20 protein-coding genes and 5 tRNA genes are annotated in these 23,219 nt (G+C 28.9%); 16 read left to right on the plus strand and 9 right to left on the minus strand.

Annotated features, from left to right (window positions below):
- Positions 1 to 45 precede the first annotated feature (45 nt).
- The 3 genes from ACZ5RS_RS07590 to ACZ5RS_RS07600 form a co-directional block, all read right to left on the minus strand.
- The gene (locus ACZ5RS_RS07590; RefSeq protein WP_464634088.1) at positions 46 to 885 is read right to left on the minus strand and encodes a carbohydrate ABC transporter permease; all 840 of its coding nucleotides are present in this window, start codon (positions 883 to 885) and stop codon (positions 46 to 48) included.
- On the minus strand, positions 885 to 1,766 hold the full coding sequence (locus tag ACZ5RS_RS07595) for a carbohydrate ABC transporter permease (protein ID WP_464634090.1): 882 nt from the start codon (positions 1,764 to 1,766) through the stop codon (positions 885 to 887). Before ACZ5RS_RS07595 ends, ACZ5RS_RS07590 begins: the two co-directional genes overlap by 1 nt.
- 104 nt (positions 1,767 to 1,870) lie before the next feature.
- Positions 1,871 to 3,148 carry an ABC transporter substrate-binding protein gene (locus tag ACZ5RS_RS07600; RefSeq protein WP_464634092.1) on the minus strand — a complete coding sequence of 426 codons (1,278 nt, stop codon included), beginning with the start codon at positions 3,146 to 3,148 and terminating at the stop codon, positions 1,871 to 1,873.
- A 301-nt stretch (positions 3,149 to 3,449) separates the two neighbouring features.
- Between ACZ5RS_RS07600 and ACZ5RS_RS07605 the strand changes: the two genes are divergently transcribed.
- Together ACZ5RS_RS07605 and ACZ5RS_RS07610 are read left to right on the plus strand one after the other, a co-directional pair.
- Positions 3,450 to 4,466, plus strand: coding sequence for a LacI family DNA-binding transcriptional regulator (locus tag ACZ5RS_RS07605; protein WP_464634094.1), 1,017 nt, complete (start codon positions 3,450 to 3,452; stop codon positions 4,464 to 4,466).
- Between the two features lie 8 nt (positions 4,467 to 4,474).
- On the plus strand, positions 4,475 to 5,917 hold the full coding sequence (locus ACZ5RS_RS07610) for an FAD-dependent oxidoreductase (RefSeq protein WP_464634096.1): 1,443 nt from the start codon (positions 4,475 to 4,477) through the stop codon (positions 5,915 to 5,917).
- Here ACZ5RS_RS07610 and ACZ5RS_RS07615 read toward each other — a convergent pair.
- The 6 genes from ACZ5RS_RS07615 to ACZ5RS_RS07640 form a co-directional block, all read right to left on the minus strand.
- A complete protein-coding gene (locus tag ACZ5RS_RS07615) occupies positions 5,907 to 6,680 on the minus strand; it encodes a class I SAM-dependent methyltransferase (protein WP_464634098.1) in 774 nt (257 codons plus the stop codon). The two genes, ACZ5RS_RS07610 and ACZ5RS_RS07615, sit on opposite strands and share 11 nt — an antisense overlap.
- Before the next feature lie 105 nt (positions 6,681 to 6,785).
- Positions 6,786 to 6,857 (minus strand) — tRNA-Gly (locus tag ACZ5RS_RS07620).
- Positions 6,858 to 6,873: 16 nt separating this feature from the next.
- Positions 6,874 to 6,955: transfer RNA gene (locus ACZ5RS_RS07625), tRNA-Leu, on the minus strand.
- Between the two features lie 18 nt (positions 6,956 to 6,973).
- Positions 6,974 to 7,046 (minus strand) — tRNA-Lys (locus tag ACZ5RS_RS07630).
- A gap of 20 nt (positions 7,047 to 7,066) precedes the next feature.
- Positions 7,067 to 7,140 (minus strand) — tRNA-Arg (locus tag ACZ5RS_RS07635).
- 13 nt (positions 7,141 to 7,153) lie between these two features.
- Positions 7,154 to 7,225, minus strand: a tRNA-His gene (locus ACZ5RS_RS07640).
- A 465-nt stretch (positions 7,226 to 7,690) separates the two neighbouring features.
- Here ACZ5RS_RS07640 and ACZ5RS_RS07645 point away from each other — a divergent pair.
- From ACZ5RS_RS07645 to ACZ5RS_RS07710, 14 genes are all read left to right on the plus strand, one after another.
- The gene (locus tag ACZ5RS_RS07645) at positions 7,691 to 9,004 is read left to right on the plus strand and encodes an ABC transporter substrate-binding protein (protein WP_464634100.1); all 1,314 of its coding nucleotides are present in this window, start codon (positions 7,691 to 7,693) and stop codon (positions 9,002 to 9,004) included.
- A 57-nt stretch (positions 9,005 to 9,061) separates the two neighbouring features.
- Positions 9,062 to 9,949, plus strand: coding sequence for a carbohydrate ABC transporter permease (locus ACZ5RS_RS07650; protein ID WP_464634102.1), 888 nt, complete (start codon positions 9,062 to 9,064; stop codon positions 9,947 to 9,949).
- Positions 9,950 to 9,952: 3 nt separating this feature from the next.
- Positions 9,953 to 10,807, plus strand: coding sequence for a carbohydrate ABC transporter permease (locus tag ACZ5RS_RS07655; protein WP_464634104.1), 855 nt, complete (start codon positions 9,953 to 9,955; stop codon positions 10,805 to 10,807).
- Positions 10,804 to 11,544 (plus strand): copper homeostasis protein CutC, encoded by a 741-nt coding sequence (locus ACZ5RS_RS07660; RefSeq protein ID WP_464634106.1) that lies wholly within the window; start codon positions 10,804 to 10,806, stop codon positions 11,542 to 11,544. Before ACZ5RS_RS07655 ends, ACZ5RS_RS07660 begins: the two co-directional genes overlap by 4 nt.
- Before the next feature lies 1 nt (position 11,545).
- Positions 11,546 to 12,682, plus strand: a complete 1,137-nt coding sequence (locus tag ACZ5RS_RS07665) for an ROK family transcriptional regulator (protein WP_464634108.1) — start codon at positions 11,546 to 11,548, stop codon at positions 12,680 to 12,682.
- Positions 12,683 to 12,694: 12 nt separating this feature from the next.
- Positions 12,695 to 14,170, plus strand: coding sequence for a M81 family metallopeptidase (locus ACZ5RS_RS07670; RefSeq protein WP_464634110.1), 1,476 nt, complete (start codon positions 12,695 to 12,697; stop codon positions 14,168 to 14,170).
- Positions 14,171 to 14,322: 152 nt separating this feature from the next.
- A complete protein-coding gene (locus tag ACZ5RS_RS07675) occupies positions 14,323 to 14,643 on the plus strand; it encodes a PadR family transcriptional regulator (protein WP_464634112.1) in 321 nt (106 codons plus the stop codon).
- Entirely contained in the window at positions 14,636 to 15,154 is a 519-nt protein-coding gene (locus ACZ5RS_RS07680; protein WP_464634114.1) for a DUF2812 domain-containing protein, read from the plus strand. The genes ACZ5RS_RS07675 and ACZ5RS_RS07680 overlap by 8 nt, the downstream gene beginning before the upstream one ends.
- A gap of 101 nt (positions 15,155 to 15,255) precedes the next feature.
- A complete protein-coding gene (locus ACZ5RS_RS07685) occupies positions 15,256 to 16,392 on the plus strand; it encodes an ABC transporter substrate-binding protein (RefSeq protein ID WP_464634116.1) in 1,137 nt (378 codons plus the stop codon).
- Positions 16,393 to 16,449: 57 nt separating this feature from the next.
- A complete protein-coding gene (locus ACZ5RS_RS07690) occupies positions 16,450 to 18,243 on the plus strand; it encodes an ABC transporter permease (RefSeq protein ID WP_464634118.1) in 1,794 nt (597 codons plus the stop codon).
- A gap of 1 nt (position 18,244) precedes the next feature.
- Positions 18,245 to 19,357, plus strand: a complete 1,113-nt coding sequence (locus ACZ5RS_RS07695) for an ABC transporter ATP-binding protein (RefSeq protein WP_464634120.1) — start codon at positions 18,245 to 18,247, stop codon at positions 19,355 to 19,357.
- Positions 19,358 to 19,427: 70 nt separating this feature from the next.
- Positions 19,428 to 20,117 (plus strand): response regulator transcription factor, encoded by a 690-nt coding sequence (locus ACZ5RS_RS07700; RefSeq protein WP_464634122.1) that lies wholly within the window; start codon positions 19,428 to 19,430, stop codon positions 20,115 to 20,117.
- A 91-nt stretch (positions 20,118 to 20,208) separates the two neighbouring features.
- On the plus strand, positions 20,209 to 21,834 hold the full coding sequence (locus ACZ5RS_RS07705; protein ID WP_464634124.1) for a sensor histidine kinase: 1,626 nt from the start codon (positions 20,209 to 20,211) through the stop codon (positions 21,832 to 21,834).
- A complete protein-coding gene (locus tag ACZ5RS_RS07710) occupies positions 21,827 to 23,209 on the plus strand; it encodes a phosphomannomutase/phosphoglucomutase (RefSeq protein ID WP_464634126.1) in 1,383 nt (460 codons plus the stop codon). The genes ACZ5RS_RS07705 and ACZ5RS_RS07710 overlap by 8 nt, the downstream gene beginning before the upstream one ends.
- Positions 23,210 to 23,219 lie beyond the last annotated feature (10 nt).

Below are 23,219 nucleotides of genomic sequence, written 5' to 3' on the forward strand. Positions count from 1 at the left end.
ATTAATTTTTTTTATTTATGAAATAGGAATTTCATAATTTTTTTTTTAGCCTTTTACAGCAGAGGCTATACCTTCATCAATGAAGTTTTTTTGATTAAAAATAAAGAAAATCATAACTGGTATGATAGCAAGTAAAGCCCCTGAAGCTACTAAACGCCAATCATTTGTGAATGTTCCTTGTAATTTTTGAACTCCAAGTGGTACTGTATATAGTTTTTGTGAATCTAATACTAACAAAGGCCATAAGAAATCACTCCACATATTTATGAAAGTGAAAATTGCTAAAGCTGATAAAGTTGGTTTTATTATAGGGACAACTATATGTCTTAATACAGTAAAAGAAGACGCCCCATCAATGAAAGCAGATTCTTCTAATGATATAGGAACTGTTATCATTGCTTGTCTAATTAGAAATACTCCAAATGCCGTTACAGCATTAGGTAAAATAACAGCTGCAAGTGAATCTTTTAAGCCAAGATGAACTATTGTTACAAAATTTGGAATCATTGTTAACTGAATAGGAATCATCATTGTTGATAAAATTAGAAAGAAAATAGTTTCCTTTCCTTTGAATTTCATTCTTGCTAATGGATAAGCAGCACTAACTGATAGCAATATGTTTAAGACAACGCTAAATGCTACAACTATAAATGAATTTATATAATATCTAAACATTGGAATAGTTTTAAAAACCATTACAAAATTAGATAAAGTTGCTTGCTCTGGAATAAATTGGGGAGGCATACTAAATATATTTTCTCCCTGTGATTTTAGTGCAGTAGAGAGAAGCCAAACAAATGGAACTATACTTACTAAAGCAACTAAAATCATTAGTAAATATTTAAATATAATTAATGCTATTTTATTTGTTTTGTGATTTGCCATTATGCTACTCCTCTATAAGTTTTTTCACTGTTTTTCATACTTATATAGCTAAAAACAAATAATAAAATAAATAAAATTACACCAATTGAACTTGCATAACCAAATTTTAATTTATCAAATGCCGTATCATAAATTTCATATACTAATGTTCTTGTAGAATTGAAAGGCCCACCAGCTGTCATTACATATATTTCATCAAAAACCTTCATAGCTGCCATTGAAGACATAATTGCAACTACTGCAATGGTTGGTGCTAGTAATGGAACTGTTATACTTCTTAATTGTTTAAATTTTGAAGCCCCATCTATTGTAGCTGCTTCATATAATTCTTTGTTGATGCTTTGTAATCCTGCTAAATATAGAACCATATAATACCCAAGGCCTTTCCAAATAGTTACAACCATTATGCAAAATAAAGCAGTATTTGGATTTGTTAAGTATGATATTGGTTCAGATATTAGATGTAAAAGATTATATAAGACATAATTTAATAACCCCTTTTCCATATACATCCATTTCCAGATTATTCCTGCAACTACCATACTTGTAACTACAGGGAAATAATAAATTGTTCTAAAAATTGTTACCCCTTTTAGCTTTGTGTCATTTACTAGAACAGCAATTAACAATGGTAAAATTACTAATACAGGGACTACTACAATGAAATATTTTAAAGTATTTAGTAAGGCTCTATAAAAACTATCACTTTTAAATAGAGTTTTATAATTTTCAAGACCAATCCATTTTGGTGGTGATAGTAAATTGAAATCTGTAAAACTGTATTGAATTGCTCTAGCTAAAGGGTAAAATACAAATAAAATAAGAATTATCATTGTAGGTAAGAGATATAAATATGGTGTAATGTTTTTTTTCAATTTCATTAATATTGTTTCCTTAATATGATTAAAATATCTTATTCATTATGATAAATATAAATTAGATGACTATTTTATATATAGTCATCTAATTGCTATGTTATAAATTCTTATTCACTTAGAAATGAATTAGCTTTGTCTTGTGCAGCTTGTAATAGTTGACTTGCATCTCCATTTCCGGTTGCTGCTTTTGCAAAAGCTTCAATAAATGCATCACGGATTTCTGTCCAGTTTTGCATAGGTGGGAAAATCATTGTGCCTCTTGATACTTCTTTTGCACTCATAATTCTAGCTTCAGTTGCAGCAGTATTGTCAGAAACTGAGAAGAAAGCATCATTTAAAGACTCTTTTGTTGAAGGAACAATTGCTCCTGCAGCCTTAGCAAATTTAACTTGATTTGTATTGTTTGTTAAGAATTTTGAGAAAGCCAAAGCTTCATCAAGAACTTTTGAGCTCTTAGGTACAACAATATTCATAACTGCAATATTGGATTTCCCATTTTCCCCAATAATTTGTGGAGCTACACCAGTTTCATTATAAATTTCTTGTGAATTATCTTTAATCATTCTAGCATGGGAGGTTCCTCCAAAGAACATTGCTAATTCACCTGTGCTATATAGTTGGATTGCCTCACCAGTTCCTGATTTTGAAGTAATTGTTTCACTTGGGATTAATTTTTCATCTAACATTTTTTTATAATAATTTGCTGCAGCTATTACTTGTGGTGTGTTGAATTGAGCTTTTGTAAAATCTTCGTTGAATAATCTAATTCCCATTCTTTCTAATTCTTCCATGATAAATTGATCTTGGAAAAATGTCATATAGCCATAGGCACCTGTTTTATCATGAATTTGTTTAGCATATGAATATAATTCATCGAATGTAGTTGGATATGTATTAGGATCTAATCCAGCTTGTTCAAATAATGCTTTATTATAATAAACCATATTTGATGTTATATACCAAGGAAGTGCAAATACTTTTCCATTATATGTACTAGCATTCCAACAACCTTCAAAGTAATCATCTTTAACATCTGAAGCCTTTTCATTCATATCAATTAATAAATCATTTTGAGCTAATTTTTGTGAAAATGGTAAATTGAGATTTATTACATCTGGTAATGTGTTACTAGTTGCTGCTGTTAAAACTCTAGTTTCAGTATCTCCCCAAGGTACATCAATCCAATTGATTTCTACATTAGGATTTTGAGTTTCAAATTCTTCAATAACCCCGTTTAAATAATCATCAAAAGAAGGGGATAGAGACATTGTCCAAAATGTAACAGTTTTCTTTTGATTAGAAGTTGTTTCATTTGATCCTTGAGCAAACAAACCTGTAGTTACTAAAACACTTATGGCAACTACTAAAGTTAAAATCTTTTTCATAACTTTCTCCATTTTTACTAATAATAAAAGTTTATATTATAAGTTTTGTAATTTTGTTTGATGCAAACTAGTAATATTTTTATATTTGCGTCAACGTTATACCAATTATGATAATTTGTTTTTTTTATTTGTCAAAATTTATTTTAAATTTTATTTTCAGATTTATTTTATATGTAATAATTCCTTTTTATGATGTTAAATAAACTATTTTATTAAAAACTTTGACATTTAAATTATTATCATCTATTATATAAATGTTCTTGATTCATCGATGAGTCAAATCTTTATGAAAGGATAGAAAATGGAAAAACAAACAACATTAAAAGATATAGCAAAAATTGTTGGGGTAAGTCCTAGAACTGTTTCTTCAGCCTTAAGTGGAACTGGTAGAGTCTCTGAGGCTATGAGAATAAAAATTAAAAATGTCGCTAATGAATTAAATTATAAACCAAATTTACAAGCTAGAGGTTTAGTTCAACATAAATCATATTTAATTGGGACAGTATTTCCCTACTTAAATGTAAGTTTCTTTAATGAAATTATAAGTGGAATTGAAGAAAAAGCTTCAGAAAATGATTATGATATATTGCTAGGTAATGCAAATCTTCAAACAAAGAAAGATGGTAGATTTGCAATAGAGAGAATGATTAGAAGGAATGTAGATGGTCTTATTTGTTCACCAGATTATAGAGAAGTAAATCTTTTTAAAGAATTGAAAGAAAAAAACATACCTACGATTCAAGTAATGACAAATATTGATGATTTAGATTTACCCTTTATTGGTGTTGATAATATATGTGGTGGTAAGATTGCAACAAATCATTTAATTTCTTTAGGCCATGAAAAAATAGGATTTATAGGCACTAATAGGATTCATTATAGTGAAATTGATTCTAGAAATAGTGGATATTTACAAGCTTTAATAGAAAATGGAATTAAGTTAGATATAGATAGATATACAGTTAAAGCAGATCAAAGTATAAAGGGTGGATATGATGCAACTTTAGAACTACTAAAGAAAGCTCCAGATTTGACAGCTATTTTTGCTTCAACAGACTATGCTGCATTAGGAGTCATTAGAGCTTTATTGAGTAAAGGGAAAAAAATTCCTGAAGAAGTTTCAGTTATAGGGTTTGATGATTTGGATTTTGCATCTCATCAATTTGTCTATCAGCTTACTACTGTAGCACAACCTAAAAGAGAAATTGGACTTTTAGCATTTGATATGTTCTTAGATATTTTAGCTGGGAAAAAGGTTGAGAATATTATTTTAAAACCGCAATTAGTAAAAAGAACTACTACGAGTCAAAAATGTTAAGGTAGTATATGAAAAAAAATAATTATGATTTAATTATATTGGGAGCTTCAGCTTCAGGTATATCTGCTGCTATACAAGCGGCAAGGAATAAATTAAAAGTTGCAGTTATTGAAGAATCTATTTCAATAGGCGGTATGATAACTGCAGCAGGTGTTTCTGCTTTTGATGGTAATCATCTAATTGCCGGAGGAATATTTAAAGAATTTCGCGATAAATTAAGAAATTATTATAATAGAGATATTCTTGATACAGGATGGGTTTCGAATACTTTGTTTGAACCTGAAGTTGGAATTGAAATATTATATTCTATGATTGATGAAAATTATTGTGATTTATATTTGGATTGCAATCATATTCAAATTAATAAAATTGGGAATAATGAACTTTCCATTGATTCTGTATTTTTCAATCAAGCCAATCGACAATACCAATTTAAAAGTAATTATTTTATTTTAGCGGATGAATTTGGTGATGCAATTTATCATCTTAATTTACAAAATCATTATGGATTGGAAAAAGAGTTGGATGCTCCATATGAATTAAAACATCCACAAGATTTTACTTATAATGCTGTGCTTCAATTTGATAATAAGATTAAAGTTATTGATGAATATCCCCTTTGGACGAAAGAAGGGGAGTTTGCAGGAATTTTAGGGAATCCTGAGATTTCTTTAACAAAAATGTTAGAGTATGGAATGCTACCTAATAATAAGATAATGCTTAACTGGCCAATAAAAGGTAATGACTACTATGGTAATTATTTTATTGAAGATAGACAGTCTATGTTTATAAAAGCAAAAGAAAAAACTATGCGCTTATTTAAATTGATTCAATCTTCAGTAGATTTATCATGTAATCTTAGGTTATCTGATAATAGTTATCCTTTGTCAAAAGATAAACTCCCTTATATCCCATATATTAGAGAAGCTAGAAGAATTTATGGAAATGAAACTTTATCTATAGAGGATATTACAAATAATAAAATATTTAAAACTGCTATTGCTGTTGGTGATTATCCTTTAGATCATCACAGAGATTTAGATGAAGCTTATAATAAAATTGACTTTCCTAAAATTCATCCTTTTTCTGTCCCTTTTGGTTCTTTAATTCCTTTAAGAACAAAAAATATATTGGTGGTTGAAAAATCAATATCAGTTTCAGGTCTAGTAAATGGTTGCACAAGACTTCAACCTGTGGTAATGCAATTAGGGCAAGTTGCTGCTTTAGCAGTATATTTAGCAAAAAAGGAAAAAATATGTGTAAATGAAATTAACATTGAAGAATTGCAAGATTTGATATTGGATAATAATGGGTATCTTTATCCTACACATGATGTTTCACTAAAAAATCCTAAATTTAAGGATACTCAAATAGCAATAAGAGAAGGCTCTATTAAATTAGGATATTTGAATGAAGGGTGGGTTAATAAATCATATTGTATTAATGCTTAATATTTTTCTTGCTAACAAGTATGAAGCGATGTTCCCTAGCTTGAATGTATCCTTTGTTATTTATTTCTTTATCAATTTCAATAAGTTGAGTTAAGTTGTTTTTTACAGAAAAATTAGGGAATTCCCATTCAATTATTTTTGCAAAATAAACAAATGCTCCAGTATCAAAAAACTTAATTGGAGTAAATTTTTCATCAGCTTTTAATATAGAGAAATTTTTGGATTCTAATTTTGATTCAACATATTTTAGATTGTTATTATTAAATAGAGATTCAAAATTAGGATTTATTTTTTTTGATAAATCTAAATCATTTAAATTTCCAATCTGCTGTGTTATAAAAATTCCACTTTGTTTTAAAACTCTATAAATTTCATTAATATCAAAAGATTCATGTCTATTAATTATAATATCGAACAAGTTGTCTGGGTAATCAATCTTATCATCTTTTTTAATAAATTTTACAGTAATACCTAATGGTGCTAATTTATTCTTGCATAAATTATAATTTGGTAAGAAGCCTTCTGTTACATAGGTATTGTAATATGGATGATTAAGGGTTAGTAAAAATTCACCACCACCAGTTCCCATATCAAGTAGTTTATAATCAGGCATTAAATAAGATAAAACAATTTTTTTATAATCAAATGGATTTTTTTCATATTCCCATCTGTTATCTATATGAGAGAAGTCCCAACCTAGAAAGCTCTTTTTTTCTTCATTTTTCCAAAATTCAATTTTTTCTTTATATTCTATATCATTCAAAACACTGCTCCAATAATTTTTGTTGAGCTATATGAATATTATTATCAATAAAAGAATGAAAGTAAATAAAAAAAAGGTAATCACTAAAATTAGCAATTACCTTAGAGCGAAAGACGGGACTTGAACCCGCGACATCCACCTTGGCAAGGTGGAGCTCTACCACTGAGCTACTTTCGCAAAATATATAATGTAGTGCGAGAGGGGGGACTTGAACCCCCACACCTTACGGCACTAGAACCTAAATCTAGCGTGTCTGCCAATTTCACCACTCTCGCAAGAAAGTATATTTAATATGAGCTGCAAAGGGATCGAACCTTTGACCCACAGATTAAGAGTCTGTTGCTCTACCAGCTGAGCTAGCAGCCCATTACGCAAAACATTATCTATGCGCTCGGAAGGATTCGAACCTTCGACCTGCGGATTCGAAGTCCGACGCTCTATCCAGCTGAGCTACGGGCGCCCTAATGTTTTAGGGTGGATGACGGGACTTGAACCCGCAACAACCAGAACCACAATCTAGCGCTCTACCATTGAACTACATCCACCATTATAGCCATTGTAGCGTTTAAAAACTACGCGGCTCAACGAGGCATACAATGCCATATTTTAGTAGTTTTTGTCAATAAGAATAAGTAAAAATATTGAAAAAAAGTAATATAAATAAATATCTTGTTTGATATTTCAATTATAGTTAATAAATTAAAGATATTAATAAAAACCTTATTAAGGTAAATAAACTAATTATAAGGTTGTTTTTGAACAAGATTTATGTGAAGAGAAGATAAGATTTATATGGATTTTAATTTTGAAAATTTAAAAAAAGATTCACGTATAACTATGAAATTTGGGTAAGAATACTCAAAAATTTATCTTTTTGTAAATTTATGTTAAGTAAAATTAGGTATTTAAAAGTCGTTTTTTCAAAAAAAATACTTTTTTCATTGACAGAAATAAATAGATGTTCATATAATTCAGTGAATGAAATAAGTAGCAGTCAAGGAGGATTGTGTATGAAAAAAATAATGGCTTTAGTAATGATCAGCTTAATTGCAGTTACTAATATCTTTGCTTCTGGTACAAACGAAGAAAAGAGTGATGATGGAGTAATAACTTTAACAGGTTATATGCAAATTGACCCTGCAAACCCTGCATATGCTGGACATAATGCAGTAGTAGAAGCTTTTGAAGCTGCAAATCCAAATATTAAATTAGATATTGAATATGCAACAGGTGAAGCTTTCCACCAAAAGTTCCAAGCTATGGCAGCATCTAGAAAGATTCCAGATATTTTCACTTGTTATGGTGGAGCTAGAACAGCTTATATCCAAGATCCTGGTTTAGTATTAGATTTAAATGATACTGATTACTTAACAGATGAATTTAAATCACAATTTAAACCTGTTACTTTTAAGGCTCAAGGACCTAATGGTGAATTATGGATGATTCCACCAACTTTGGCTGTTTGTCACGTTGTATTTGCTAACAGAGCTATCTTAGATGAATTAGGTTTAGATTATCCTAAAACTTTTGAAGAAATGATCTCTCAAGTTCCTACAATTAGAGCTGCTGGTTATTATCCAATTTCTATGGGTAATAAAGACCAATGGGTTGTTAACTCATGGTTATTATCACTTTTAGTTGATAGAGTTGGTGGACCAGAGTGGTTCATGGATGCAGCACAAGGTAAAAATGGTGCTAAATTCACAGATCCTGAATTTGTAAAAACTCTAGAAATTATTCAAGAAATGTGTGATGAAGATTTATTCTCACCTGGTGTTAACCAAATGGGTAATGGAGAAGCAGACCAAGAATTCTATCAAGGTAAATCAGTTTACTTAATAGATGCAGGTTGGAGATCTGGTGGTATGGATTCTCAATTATCAGAAGATTTTAACAAAAACATTGAAATGCATGTATTCCCAGCTATTAGTGGTGAAGTAAGAAGTAATACTTCAACTGCTGTAACAGGTGAAGGCTTCGGTATTGCAAGTGCAATTAAAGATACAGCAAAAGCTGATGCTGCATGGAAATTTATCTCTTTCTATACAGGTCCAGAAGGTTCAAAAATCTTTGCTGAACATGGAGATATCCCAACATGTAATATTGATTATTCAACAATCGATATGGGTATTATGCAAAAGAAATATGCTCAATTCCAAGAAGATCATGAAATGGGTTATGTATTTGACTCAGTAATGAATGGTGAAGGTGTTTCTTTATTAAATGCTAACATTCAAGCAATGATGATGGGTAATGGTGATCCAAAAGAAATTGCTGCTCAATATGAAAATTGGGTTGCTCAAAACGATACTAACAGAGAATAAGTATAAAACTCTTATGTCGCTAGTATTTGCTAGCGACATAAATTACTAGGGGGAAAAATGATAAAAGATAGAAATAAGAAATTAAGCTATTTAAGTTTATTGCTTCCAGCTTTTATAATTTATATAGCAATAATTATATTCCCAGTTATTGTTAGTTTTGGTTTGTCTTTTACTAAATGGCGTCATTTCCAATTGAAAGGATTTGTTGGGATACAAAATTATATAAATATAGTTAAGGACCCAATTTTCCAAATAGCAGTAAAAAATAATATAAAAATTATGTTGATTTCTGTTTTAGGACAAATACCTTTAGGCATAATATTGGCTTATTTGCTATTTAGGAAATGGGTTCGTGGTAGTAAGTTTTTTGAAATGATGATTTTCTTACCAATAACAATTTCATCAATAGTAGTAGCTTTGTTATGGAATAGAGTATTTTCTCCAGTTGGAATTTATACCACTTTTATAAGAAGTATTACTCATAATCCTGATTATGTTGTTAAAATATTTGAAAGTGAAAAACATGCAATAGTTCCGGTTTTATTTGTTTTATTATGGCAACATACAAGTTTGTATATGGTTATTTTTATTGCAAATTTACAGAGAATTCCTAAATCAGTATTTGAGGCTGCAACAATTGATGGAGCTTCTGAAGGTATAATTATTCGTAAGATTGTTTTACCTGCTTTAGCTGGTGTTATTTATACTTGTTCAGTTTTAGCAATTTCAGGTAGTTTGAAGAGTTTTGATTTAGTATTTGCTATGACTGGTGGAGGCCCTGTTCATTATACATATGTAATGGCTTTATACCTTTATCAACAAACCTTTACCTTTAACAATTATGGCTATGGTAGTGCGGTTTCAATAATAATAGTAGTACTAAGTGTTGGTTTGATTACCTTCTGTCAAAAAATGTATGAAAAAGCAAATAGAAAATATAATTAGGGGATGATGATGAATAAAAATTTAAGAGAAAGAAAGATTTCAGTTCATACTATAGTATTCTCATATACTTTTTTAATTTTGTTTACTTTAATAACATTATTCCCAGTAATTTGGATGACATATTCTTCATTTAAGAGTATGGGAGAGATTATGATTCATCCACTTGCTTTACCAAAAGACTTTACATTAGCAAATTATAAGAAATGTATTGAATATGGTAATATGGATTTTGCTTTTTTAAATAGTATTATTTATAGTGGTGTATCTACTGTTTTAGTAGTTTTATTATCACTACAAGCAGGCTTTGCCTTAACGAAATTCCCATACAAGAGTAGAAAAGTTTACTCAGCTTTATTTACAGTTGGTTTATTAATTACTGTAAATTCAGTTATTACTCCATTATTTATAATGGAAACAAATACAGGTTTATATAATACATATTTGGGTGTAATACTTCCTTATGTTGCCTTTGGGTTACCTATGGCTGTATTAATCGCTAGTTCATATATCAGAGGAATTCCAAGTGCTTTAATTGAAGCCGCAGTTATTGATGGGGCAACTTATCAACAAATATTTTGGAAAGTAATTTTAATTGTTTCAACTCCAGTAATTGCAACAATTTCTGTATTAACTTTCTTAGGAAACTGGAACGAATTCTTAATGGTATTTACACTAACTAGTGGTGAAAATATGAGAAGTTTACCTGTAACTATAAATTCCTTTGCAGGAAGATTAAATCAAGATTATGGCTTGCAATTTGCAGCACTTGTTGTTGGAACCATTCCAATGTTTATTTTTTACTTAATAGCACATAATGCCTTGATACAGGGCTTTGGTGAAGGAGCTTTAAAAGAATGATAAAACCAAAAATTGAAATATGTTTAGAGAATATAGAGTCTATAATTGCCGCAGAAGAAGGTGGGGCTGATAGAGTTGAATTTTGTAGTGACCTTTTTGAAGGTGGCTTAACTCCAACCCTTGGAATGTTCAGAACGGCAAGAAAGCATTGTTCTATTGATATGAATGTAATGATCAGACCTAGAGGTGGTGATTTTTGCTATTCTGATTTAGAATTTGAAACAATGCTTGAAAATACAAAAATCTTTAAGGAAGAGGGTGCAAATGCAATTGTATTTGGAATTCTTAATCCTGATGGTACAATAGATAAAGAGAGAAGTGCAAAACTTATTGAAGTTGCTAGACCTTTGGAAGTAACTTTCCATAGAGCAATTGATATGAGTGTAAATGCAATAGACTCTCTTCAAACTTTAATTGATTTAAAAGTTGATAGAGTTTTAACTAGTGGTTTAGAAGCTACTGTCATGGAAGGTCTTTTAACTTTAAAAGAAATGATAGCTTATGCTAAAGATGATATTATTGTTATGCCTGGTTGTGGAATTAGTGAAAGAAATTTCTCATTTGTGAAAAAAGAGTTACAAGCAAAAGAATATCATGTATATTTACCTATGGGGCAAGCATCAAAAATGATATATCAGCCAAACCATATATATATGGGTGGTGAACTACGGCAAGCTGAGTTTGAAATTACAAATACTGATAAAGGTAGAGTAAAAACAATCAAAGGACTGAAATAATATGGCAAATGGTAAATTTCAAAAAGAGACCAACAATTTTTTAATACTTCAAAAATTGAGAGATGGATATCTTTCAAGAAGACAAATTGCAGATGAATTAGGACTGCAAGCTTCAACTGTAACTTATGCGATTGGCAGATTAATCGAATTAGGATTAGTAGAAGAAAAAGGTGAAGACAAAAGTATTAAAATGGGGAGAAGAAGAACTTTAGTAGGACTTACTTCTAATTATGGTTGTGTTTTTGGAATTGAACTTTTAGTTAATCACTTTCATGCAAATATTACTGATTTTAGCGGTAATATTGTTTATCACATTACTGAAGAATATAACGAGGCTATTATTCCTTATTCAAAAGGTAGTGTTGAGAGATTTGAATTTATTGTTGATTATGTTCTAAAAAAACTTGAAAGAAATTGTTTTAATAAAATTTTAGGTGCTTGTATTGCTATAGCAGGTATTGTTGATCAAAAAGGTGAAAAAATCTTATTTAGTTGGACTCAAGGTTTATATAATTACTACACTAGTTCTTTAGTAAAAAAATATCCTTATAATATATTTTTTGAAAATGATGCAAATTGTGCAGCTTTTAATCATGTAGGATTAGGAGATGATACATTTATATATGCTCTTGTTCAAATGTATAAAACAAATGAAATACCTGAAGGTGTTCCACCTGTAGGAGTTGGTATGGGAGTTGTAATTGATGGAAGATTACGACGTGGTTATACCTCTCATGCAGGAGAGTTTAAAAGTGTTTTATATCATGGAAAAGATTTTAATCAACAGTTATCTATATCAAATGAAGATTTAGCTAATATTGAAAATGACGATACTATTTTAAAGAACTTTTTTAAAGAAATAATTGATAACCTCAGATTTGCTCATAGCTTGTTAGATCCTCGTATTATATATATTGGTGGATATTTAACAAAATGGGAAAATTTATTAGTTGATGTAATAATTAGTAGTCAACTTGATAATGAAAGTGATTGTTTTACCATTGCTAGTTGTTATGAAGAAGATATTTGTGAAGGAGCTAGTAAATTAGTTTTAGAACAAATATTTAATTTACCAACTGTAGATTCTCGTTTGAAAGGGTGGGATGCAAATAGATCTCCTCTTTCAATAGGAGAATAAGAGAGGTTTAATATGAAAAAAAGAGTATTAGTTGGTGGTTTACATCATGAATCTGATACTTTTAACCCAATAGTTACATCAAGAGGCGATATTTGGGTAAAAAGAGGTGAAGATTTAATTAATCAAATAGGACAAGATTCTTGTTCTGGAATAATTAAAACATTATTAGATCAAGGTTATGAAGTTGTTCCAACTTTAGTAGCAAGAGCTGTCCCAAATGGTGAATGGGATAAAGAATATTATTTAGAATTGAAAAATGAATTCTTAGATAAATTAAAAGCTCAAAAAGATCTAGATGCTTTATGTCTTTCTCTTCATGGATCAATGAGAGTAAAGGGTATTGGTGCAGCTGAAGGTGATTTACTAGAAGCGATAAGAGAAATCTATCCAGATATTTTAATAGTAACTTCTTTAGATATGCATGCTACAATCACAGAAAAAATGATTAAATATTGTGATGGTTTTGTGGGATATAAATGTGCTCCACATACTGATACTTTTGAAACAGGTATTCATGCAGCAAAGATTGTTATTGAAGCTTTAGAAAAAAATATTAAACCAGTAATGAGTGCTGTTCATATTCCTTTCTTAGTAGCTGGAGAACAAAGTGAAACATCGGTTGAACCTATGAAGAGCTTAATAAATCATTTAAGAGAAGAAGAGAAAAATAATTCTGATATTTTTGCTTTATCATATCTTATGGGATTTCCATGGGCAGATACAAAGGACAATGGAGTAACTGCTTTAGTAGTTGCAAAAAACGATAAAAAATTAGCTGATAATAAAGCTATGGAATTAGCAAAAATATTTTGGCAAAGAAAGGATGACTTTTGTTTCTACAATGAAACTAGAATGCCAGAAGATGCCTTAGTAAATGCTCTAGATAGTGTTAATAATGATATTTATCCTGTAGTTATTTCAGATTCAGGGGACAATCCTACAGCGGGCTCCTCATCCGATGTTACAAATTTCTTAAAATTAATACTTAGTAATGATGAAATAACTAAATTAAATCCACCTTTAATTTATCAGTCTTTTTATGATAAAGAAGTTGTAGATTTATTTATTGAAAAAGAGATTGGAACTACTTTAGATATTAAACTAGGGGCAAAATATGATACTGTAAAAAGTTCAAGTGTAGAAGCTCCTGCCAAATTAATAAGTAAAGTAAAATCTTTCAAAGATGCTGAAAATACTAATTTATTGCTTTTAAATATAAATGGAGTTGATGTAATTGTTTCTGATAAACATATCGGTTGCTATGATCCAAATATTATTAGAGCTCTAGGTGTTGAAGTAGAAAAAAGGAAAATGATAGTTGTTAAATTAGGTTATTTGGAACCTGAGATTAGAAGTATTGCAAAAAGGTCTCTAATGGCTTTAACAACAGGTTCTTCTGATGAATTATTCAGATTGCCATATAAGGTATTACAAAGACCAATCTATCCATTAGACAAAGGATTTGAACCTAATCTGTATTATATTTAATACATTTATTATATTCTCTATTTATATAAGATCCCTTCAAAGTAGACAAAATAATTTTTGAATACTTTGGAGGATTTTTTATTTATAATATATCGTTGACAAATATATCGTAACACGATATATTGTTAAACGTAATATACAAGGTGGAAAAAATGAATAAAGAAAATCCTTTAACTGAGGCTACATTTTATATTCTTTTAGCACTTAGAAAACCAAATCATGGATATGGAATCATACAAGAAGTTGCTTCTTTAACTAATAGTAGGGTTGTTTTAGGTGCTGGAACATTATATGGGGCCATTAATTCATTAATAAAGAAAAGATGGATTAAACTTTATAGTGAAGAAACAGAATCTAGGAAAAAGAAAGAATATATTTTAACCGAAGAAGGTTATTCTATATTTTCGAATGAGGAAAATCGATTAAAAGAATTGATTAAAAATGCAAAATTAATGGAAGAGTATCATGGTTAAATTTAAATTATTATTGGATAAAGATGATGAAGTAAAATGGCTTAATGAAATGGCAAATAATGGCTATGCTTTCAAAAAATTCAGATTAGGATTTTATTTTTTTGAAGAATGTGAACCATCACAATATATTTATGATATAGACTTATTGTCAAAGGTTAGTCAATTTGGTGAGTTTAAAACTTTTATGAATGAGGCCGATGTAGAAGTATTATCTAGATGGTATAAATGGGTCTATGTTAGAAAAGTAAATGATTCAAAAGGTTTTGAATTATATAGTGATGTTGAATCAAAGATTGAGCATTATTCAAGAATCTTAAAATTATTTAGATTTGCTTTTATTTTAGAACTTATTTGTTTATTTGTTGAAATATATATTCCATATATCGAAAGAGATATGAGATTTATAAATCTAGTATTTATCGCTATAATTCTTTTCTGTGCAATTTGTATTTTTGGTGGTTATTCAAAAACTGTGGAAAAAATCAAATTCTATAAGCAACAAACTCAATAAAAATTGAATTAAAATTTATATAAAAAATTATTTGACAAGGGCAATATATCAAGTTATTCTAGTTATGTTAAGAAAAATTAACATAAGAAAAGGAGTTTTTTATGAAAAAAACATTGATTCTTGCTCTTTCTATAATTATGCTATCACTTCCTGTTTTCGCAAATGGTAGTAAGGAAGAAGCACCAGCACCTGTTGTTGAAGAAAAAGTAATGACTCATGATGAGTTAGTTGAAGCTGCTAAAGCTGAAGGTAAAGTTGTTGTTTATGCTACAACTAGTAGAATTGCAAAAGCTGCAGAAGCTTTTAGTGCAAAATATGGAATTGAAACAGAAACTTCCAATTTAAAAGATTTTGAATTAATTGAAAAAATCTCTAAAGAAGCTACTAGTGGTGCACTAGGTGCTGACTTTGTTATAGCTCAAGATGGTGGAAGAGTTATGGGTGAATTAATTAACTTAGGTTATTTATATTCATATGTTCCAGAAAGCATGAAGAGTGTTATTCCTGAACAATATCAAGATCCTCTAGTATTCTCTATTATTAATAAATTATTCATTTTTAATAATGAAGATTCAACTGAAGAACCTTTTGATAACATTTGGGCTTTAACAACTGACGAATGGAAAGGTAAATTCCAATTTAAAAATCCTTTCCAAGAAAGTGTAAATGCAAACTTCTTAACTATGGTTACAAAACCAGAAATTGCAGATCAAATTGCAAAAGCTTATAAAGATTATTTCGGTAAAGATATAGTTCTAACTACTGAAAACGCTGGTTATGAATGGATTAAAGCCTTATATGAAAATGATTTAATTGTAACAACTTCTGATACAAAAACAGCTGAAAGCGTTGGTATTAAAGGTCAACATAAAGAAGAAAATGCTGGACTATTTGTATTCTCAAAATTACGCTATGTTCAAAGTAAAAATTTAGCATTACAACCTTTATTAAATGTTGAACCTTTCTGTGGTTTCTATTATCCACTATATGCATTAATGGTTAATAATGCAAAACACCCTGCAGCTGCTAAATTATTCATTGAATTCTTATTAACAGATGAAGGCTTCTCTCCATGGAGTAGTGATATGGGAACTTATTCACCAAATCCAAGTATTGCAATTCAACCAAATGACTATCCTGTAAGTTATTGGGAAAATATTTTGATTTCTGAAGATCCTGTATGGTGCTTTGAAAACAGAGCTCAAGTAGAAGAATTCTTAAACGAATATCTTTACTAGAAATATATCTGGGGTTGTTTAACAACCCCATCAATTTGAATTATTAAAGGATAGAATATGACTTATAGAAATAGATTAAAGATGTATTTCAAGAAGCCTCATAATATTATTTTAACTTTGTTATTTATTACATTAATGTATTTAACAATAGTACCAATGATTACAATCATCATTGATACTTTTACTGTACATCAATCTGAGCTTATGAGAATTAAAGGTTCAAAAGTTGGATCTTTTACCCTTTATCATTGGAGTAAAGTATTTTTTTCATCACTAAGTAATAAAATGTTTTATCAACCATTGTTAAATACTATTATTGTTGCTTTGGGAACTTGTTTGGTTTCAATTCTTATTGGTGGCGTAGTTGCTTGGTTAATTACTAGAACTGATATGAAATTTAAAACTGTTATTTCAACATTATTTATTTTCCCATATATTATGCCATCATGGACTTTAGCTATGGCATGGTTGAATTTCTTTAAAAACCCCTTAGTCGGTGGTGCTCCTGGGTTATTTAGTGTTGTTACAGGTATTGAAACTGCTAACTGGTTTGCTTATGGACAATTTCCAATTATCATGGTACTAGGTCTTCACTATGCTCCATTTGCATATATCTTAATTGGTGGAATTTTAAGAAATATGGATGCGAACTTAGAAGAAGCTGCTCAATTAATGAAAGCAAGTAGAGCTAGAATTATGAGAAAAATTACAATACCAATTGTATTACCAGCATTGTTATCAACATTTTTGCTTGTTTTCTCTAGCGCTATGAGTGCATTTGCCGTCCCTGCTTTTTTAGGAACTCCTGTAAGATATCAAGTATTAACAACTCAAATGTATAGAACCTTGAATGGCTTGAACCCAGGATATGGTTATATCATGGCTTTAGTTATGATTGTAATTGGTGTTTTTATTTTAGCAATGAACCAAAAAATCATTGGTAGTAGAAAAACTTTTACAACAATTACAGGTAAATCTTCTAATATTGCTTTAATAAAATTAAGAAAACTTAGAACTTTAATTTCATATTTAGTATTAATTGGAACATTATTAGTTTGTATAGTTCCTTTAATTTCCTTCGCAGTTGAATCTTTCATTGTTGAACCTGGAAATTATTCTCTATCAAACTTCTCAACAATCTTCTGGATTGGTGAAGGCTCTACTGAAATTGCAAATGGAGAACCTGGTATTTTAAGAAACCCTTCAATTTTATTAGGTTTAATAAACAGTGTTAAATTATCAGTTATAGTTGCTTTAGTTTCTGGTACTATAGGAATTCTAGCAGGTTATGCAATATCTAAAGCTAGAGGCACTAAGTTAGCTCTTATTGTAAACAATTTAGCATTCTTCCCTTATTTAATGCCTAGTATGGCTTTCGGTGCAATTTATTTATCAATGTTCGCCGTTAGAAGAGGTTTTATTCCTCCATTGTATGGATCGTTTGCACTCTTAGTAATTGTTGGTTCAATTAAATATTTACCATTTGCATCTAGAGCAAGTATTGGCGCTATGCACCAATTAAGTGGTGAAATTGAAGAAGCAGGAACTATTCAAGGTATTTCTTGGTTTAAGAGAATGGTTAAAATTATCATTCCAATACAAAAAGCAAGTTTTATCTCAGGTTATTTACTACCATTTATCTCATGTATGAGAGAATTATCTTTGTTTATTTTATTAGTAACACCTGCAACAAGAATTTTAACAACATTATTGTTCCAATACAACGAAAAAGGTTGGTCACAATATGCTAATGCAATCAACTTATTAATAGTTTTCTTTGTAGTAGGTAGTAACTTATTAGTTAATAAATTAACCGGAGCTTCAATTGATAAAGGTATTGGAGGAAATTAAAATGCCAGAAATTAAATTAGTAAATATAACAAAAAGATTTGGAAAATCTATAGCTGTTGATAATTTATCAATAACAATAAAAGATGGAGAATTTGTTTCTCTATTAGGGCCTAGTGGATGTGGTAAAACAACAACACTAAGAATGATTGCAGGTTTAGAAACTCCAACAGAAGGTGAAATTTATATCGATGATAGATGTGTTTTCTCTTCCAAAGATGCAATTGATGTTTCTCCTGATAAAAGAGATGTTGGATTCTTATTCCAAAACTATGCTTTATGGCCACATATGACTGTATATAAAAATATTGCTTTTGGCCTAGAAAACATGAAATGGGATAAAAAGAAAATTGACGAAAGAGTTCAAGAATTAGTGAAAATGTTGAAAATTGAAGAATTCTTAGAACGTTATCCTTCTGAATTATCAGGTGGTCAACAACAAAGAGTTGCTATTGCAAGAACCCTTTCAACAGGACCTAAAGTATTGTTTATGGATGAACCTTTGAGTAACCTTGATGCAAAATTAAGGATGGAAATGAGAACAGAGTTGAAAAGATTACACCTAGAAACTGGGGCAACCTTTGTATATGTAACACACGACCAATTAGAAGCAATGACACTTTCAACTAAAATCTGTTTATTAAAAGAAGGTATTCTTCAACAGTATCAACCACCACTAGAAGTTTATAGAAATCCAGCAAACTACTTTGTAGCAGATTTCGTAGGTGCTCCTAATATTAATATTATGAAGTTCAAAGGAAATATGATAAATATTGATGAAGTTAAATTATCAAATCCATCAATTAATCTATTGTTTACTCCAACTTCAAAGGTTGTTTCTATTAGTGAAAACCAAGAATTGTTATTAGGTATAAGACCAGAAGACATTGTAATTGATGATAATGGAGACTTTGATGCAGAAATTTATTCGACATTACCTTCTGGTATGGAAACTATCGTTAAAATAAAAATTAAGGATATAATAATAACTTCAGTCGTATTTGGAGATGTTGACTTTAAAGTTGGTTCTAAGATAAAAATATCGTTCCCTAAAAAACGATATATACTGTTTGATAAAGAGTCAGAAATACAATTAGCTAATGGTAAATTGTCTTAAATTAATTTTTATGTTGCCCTGTATTATTATACGGGGTAAACTATTCTTAATAAATTAATTGGGGTAATTGATGAAAAAAGTACTAGTCGTAGATGATGAAAAAGCCATAGTTCAGATGTTAAGTATGAATCTTAAGAGCTTGGGCTATAATGTAATTGCTGCATATGATGGTTATGAAGCCTTAGATATATTAAACTATGAAAAGGTTGATGTCATTTTATTAGATATTATGATGCCTGATATGGATGGAATTGAAGTTTGTAATAGAATTAAATCAAATCCAGAAACTAGAGTAATTCCAATAATCATGGTTAGTGCAAAAACTCAAATTGAAGATAAAGTTTTAGGTTTGAATAATGGTGCTGATGATTATTTAATAAAACCCTTTGATATCCAAGAGTTAAGATCAAGAATTGATGCTGCTATTCGTCAGGTTGAAACAATTAGAAATCAACAAAGCAATTTAAAAAAAGGAAATATAAGCATTGATTTAAATAATTTTAGAGTTTTATGTGCATCTAATGAATTAGATTTAACAATTACTGAATTTAAAATTCTTTCTGAATTATTGAAAACAGATAAAGCCTTAAATAAAGATTTTCTTACAAATTTGATTTATGGTAATGATTTATTTCAAAACAAGAGAGTTCTTGATGTTCATATAAGGAATTTAAGGAAAAAGTTAGAATCGAATGGTTCAAATTGTAAAATAATTACTCTAAGAGGAATTGGGTATACCCTTGAAATCCAACAAGACTAAAATAACCATAATTATATTTTTGTCAGTTGTAGCTTTTGCTCTATTAATATCATTATATTATATTTCTTTTCGCACGGTCATAAATCAAATTTTGGATCGAGGTAATTCAGATACTAATAATATAATTGGTTTAATTGAAGAGAAAGACTCCATTCAAGAAGCTGTAGAATATTTTAATAATAATAGAGATTTAGAAATTATTATAGTAAATAATAATTATCAAGTACTCTCTAGTACTGCATCTACTCTTAGAACCCAATATTTTTCAAATAACATTACTTTTGCTAAATCTGAGGGAGTTGCTTACTCTTTTATAAAAAAAGACGTTGGTAGAGCTTTATCTGTAATCTATTCAAAAAGGGGAAATTTTAATGGTGAAAAAATAGTCTTAAGTATTGAGTATCTATTTATTTCATATGAAGAGTTTAAAAGACTAATATTTACTTTAATTATTTTGATTGTTTTAATTGTAATGATTGATACATATTTAATTACTTTAATTTATATAAATTCATATATTTCTGATTTAAATGAATTTGTGAAAAACAAGCATATATATAATGAGTTTTATGAAGAGAATGAGTTTAGCCTTATAAGTGATAATAGTAGCAGTGAAGTAGGTAAATTATTAAATACAATCAAAAGATTTAGAAAAAAATATGATGCAATTTTAGAAAATGATAGTTATAGATTTTCAAGAATTAACTCTTTATTAGCTAATGTCCCTTCAGGAATTTTAATTATCGATAGTGATAAAGAAATTTCTTTAATGAATGATATGGTAAATAAATTATTAAAGATTGATAAAAGACAAATAATTCATTCAAAAGAAATTAAAAACTTAAAAGATATTTATGAAATTTGGGATTATGTTAGCCAAGAGAGAAAAATAAAAGTTGAAGATATTAAAATTAGGAAACAGATTCTAGAAGTTGAAGCAATACCATTAAATGATAAATATAGTCCTTTTGAATTTATTGGTGTCTTATTTATCATAAGAGATGTAACAAAATTGAGAGAAGTCTCTGATATAAAGGATGAATTTGTATCAAATGTTTCTCATGAGATTAGAACTCCATTAACAATTATTAGTGGATTTGCTCAAGCTTTAACTAATAAGAATATTAGTGAAGAGGATAAGAAAATCTGTGTTGATTCAATAATCTCTGAAGTAAATAAAATGACTAATTTGACAAATGAATTATTGCAAATATCGAAAATTGAACAAAATGATAATAATAATAATTTTGAGTTATTTAATCCTTTTGAAATAGTAAAAGAACAAGTATCTGTATTTATAGCTAAGGATTTAAAGAAAAATTTTAAAATTCATATAGAATTGGAAAATAATGAAACTTGTTATTTAAAGACTAATTTAGTTTATTTCAGACAGATAATTAACAATTTAATAGAGAATGCAATTAAATATTCATATGATAATACGATAATAACAATTCAAGAAAAGATTGAAAATGATTTATATATTTTCTCTATAAGAGATAAAGGTATAGGGATTGATGAGAATTCATTAGGTAGAATTTTTGAGAGATTTTATAGAGTTGAAAAATCTAGAAATAGTGAAATAGCCGGAAGTGGCTTAGGCCTTTCTATTGTTAAATTATTTATTGAAGCAATAGGAGGAGAGATAAATGTTGAAAGTGAAGAGGGTGTAGGTTCGACATTTACAATAAAAATAAAGAAGGTTAATGATGAGTAAAATAAATAAAGATATATTTAAAGCCTGCGATATAAGAGGCGTTTATGATAAAGAGCTTTTTAATAAAGATTTCTATAATATAGCAAAAGCTTTTGCAAAGATATTAATCAGAGAAAATAAAAAAACTTGTTTAATAGGTTATGATTGTAGACTTTCTTCAAAAGCTTTATTTGAAGAATTGATTAAAGGTTTACTAGATTCTGGAATAAAAGTATTTTATTTTTCAGATTATATTAGTACTCCATATATTTATTTTTCAATGAATTATTTAAATGCTGATAGTGCAATTATGATAACTGCTTCCCATAATCCATATTATTATAATGGCTGTAAATTTGTTATGAAAGATAGAATATTTCATCAAGGTGATATTGTTGAATTAAATCAAATTATCGAAAATGATGATTATTTAGAAAACGAGGGAAGTGAAAAAGAATTAGTTGATCTTAAAAGGGAATATATAGAATATTTATTAAGTAAAATGAATGTTTCAAGCTTAAAAGATAAGAAGATTGTTTGGGATTGTGCTAATGGAGCTACTTCTTTTGTAATTAAAGATTTTGTTGAAAAACTTCCTTCAATAAATACTTTTATGTTTTGTGAACCAGATGGTAATTTCCCGAATCATAAACCAGATCCAAGTAAAGAAGAAAATCTAGAATTAGTTAAAGAGAAAGTTTTAGAAGAAAAAGCAGATGTTGGTATTTCTTTCGATGGAGACGGAGATAGGGTTGGTTTTGTAGATAATAAAGGCCGATATGTTGAAGGAAATCAATTATTAATTTTATTAGCCAAAGACTTTTTATTACACAATAAAAATGAAAAAGTAATGAGTGAAGTTAAAGCAAGTAAAGCTTTATATAATTCAATTAAAGAGTTTGGTGGAATTCCAATAATGTGGAAAGTAGGGCATACTAATCAAAAATCAAAGATGAAAAGTGATGATATAAAATTTGCTGGTGAAACTAGTGGACATATTTTTTATGCTGAAAACAATTATTTTGATGATGGTATGTTTGGAGCAATAAAATTATTGAATTATTTATTTTCAACAAATAAAAGTTTAGCCCAAATGATTGATGAATTACCTCCAATTATAAATTCAGGTGAAATTAGATTACAAATGAGTGAAAAAGAAAGAACTCAATTTTTAGCACTAATTGCTTCTGAGTTAAAAACAGATAATCGTCCTTTTGTCGATATTGATGGTATGAGAGTAGATTATAAAAGTGGGTTCTGGTTACTTAGAAAAAGTAATACTGAACCTCATATAACACTATATTGTGAAGCTGATAGTGAAAAAGGATATAATGATGTCGTAAATGATTTAAAACATTATATATCAAAAACACCTTATAATTTTACTCAATTATAGAGGAGAAAAA

The sequence above is a fragment of the Pleomorphochaeta caudata genome, assembly GCF_055395745.1.

Coding starts and splice junctions, on each gene's coding strand:
- ACZ5RS_RS07690 (WP_464634118.1), top strand. CDS start 16,450: ATGACTTATAGAAATAGATTAAAGATGTATTTCAAGAAGCCTCATAAT.
- ACZ5RS_RS07680 (WP_464634114.1), top strand. CDS start 14,636: ATGGTTAAATTTAAATTATTATTGGATAAAGATGATGAAGTAAAATGG.
- ACZ5RS_RS07665 (WP_464634108.1), top strand. CDS start 11,546: ATGGCAAATGGTAAATTTCAAAAAGAGACCAACAATTTTTTAATACTT.
- ACZ5RS_RS07650 (WP_464634102.1), top strand. CDS start 9,062: ATGATAAAAGATAGAAATAAGAAATTAAGCTATTTAAGTTTATTGCTT.
- ACZ5RS_RS07710 (WP_464634126.1), top strand. CDS start 21,827: ATGAGTAAAATAAATAAAGATATATTTAAAGCCTGCGATATAAGAGGC.
- ACZ5RS_RS07685 (WP_464634116.1), top strand. CDS start 15,256: ATGAAAAAAACATTGATTCTTGCTCTTTCTATAATTATGCTATCACTT.
- ACZ5RS_RS07655 (WP_464634104.1), top strand. CDS start 9,953: ATGATGATGAATAAAAATTTAAGAGAAAGAAAGATTTCAGTTCATACT.
- ACZ5RS_RS07595 (WP_464634090.1), bottom strand. CDS start 1,766: ATGAAATTGAAAAAAAACATTACACCATATTTATATCTCTTACCTACA.
- ACZ5RS_RS07675 (WP_464634112.1), top strand. CDS start 14,323: ATGAATAAAGAAAATCCTTTAACTGAGGCTACATTTTATATTCTTTTA.
- ACZ5RS_RS07645 (WP_464634100.1), top strand. CDS start 7,691: ATGAAAAAAATAATGGCTTTAGTAATGATCAGCTTAATTGCAGTTACT.
- ACZ5RS_RS07695 (WP_464634120.1), top strand. CDS start 18,245: ATGCCAGAAATTAAATTAGTAAATATAACAAAAAGATTTGGAAAATCT.
- ACZ5RS_RS07700 (WP_464634122.1), top strand. CDS start 19,428: ATGAAAAAAGTACTAGTCGTAGATGATGAAAAAGCCATAGTTCAGATG.
- ACZ5RS_RS07600 (WP_464634092.1), bottom strand. CDS start 3,148: ATGAAAAAGATTTTAACTTTAGTAGTTGCCATAAGTGTTTTAGTAACT.
- ACZ5RS_RS07590 (WP_464634088.1), bottom strand. CDS start 885: ATGGCAAATCACAAAACAAATAAAATAGCATTAATTATATTTAAATAT.
- ACZ5RS_RS07660 (WP_464634106.1), top strand. CDS start 10,804: ATGATAAAACCAAAAATTGAAATATGTTTAGAGAATATAGAGTCTATA.
- ACZ5RS_RS07670 (WP_464634110.1), top strand. CDS start 12,695: ATGAAAAAAAGAGTATTAGTTGGTGGTTTACATCATGAATCTGATACT.
- ACZ5RS_RS07605 (WP_464634094.1), top strand. CDS start 3,450: ATGGAAAAACAAACAACATTAAAAGATATAGCAAAAATTGTTGGGGTA.
- ACZ5RS_RS07610 (WP_464634096.1), top strand. CDS start 4,475: ATGAAAAAAAATAATTATGATTTAATTATATTGGGAGCTTCAGCTTCA.